The organism is Saccharothrix sp. ST-888, from assembly GCF_000955975.1.
GTDB lineage: Bacteria > Actinomycetota > Actinomycetes > Streptomycetales > Streptomycetaceae > Kitasatospora.
Genome location: NZ_JYJF01000490.1, coordinates 1 through 373, shown reverse-complemented (window position 1 = coordinate 373; position 373 = coordinate 1). Strand labels below are relative to the sequence as shown.

1 pseudogene is annotated in these 373 nt (G+C 74.3%); it reads right to left on the bottom strand.

From position 1 onward, the window contains the following. Positions 1–278 (bottom strand): annotated as a pseudogene (locus tag UK12_RS33560) (HAMP domain-containing histidine kinase); the annotation flags it as partial. Between the last annotated feature and the right edge of the window lie 95 nt (positions 279–373).

Below are 373 nucleotides of genomic sequence, written 5' to 3'. Positions count from 1 at the left end.
CTCCCGGGCAGGCCGGCGTCGGCCTCGACCCGGGCGAGGGTGAGCAGGTCCTCCAGCAGGGCGGCCAGCCGGTCGAGTTCGGTCAGGGGCTCCTCGTCATCGGACCGTCCGGCGGGGCACAGGTGCGGGTTGAGGTTCTCCAGCCGCAGCGAGAGGACGGTGAGAGGGATGCGTCGCCCGTGCGAGGCGTCGCCGACGAAGGCGCACCGGCGTTCCAGAGCGCCGGAGATCCCGTCGCCCATCGCGTTGAACCGCCCCTCCAGGCGCCGGAGTTCCACCGGACCACCCACCACGCCGACCCTTGCTTCGAGCCGCCCGTCGGCCGCCGGCCGGGTGGTTCGGTCTAGTGCGCCGACGGCACGCAGGGGCGAGG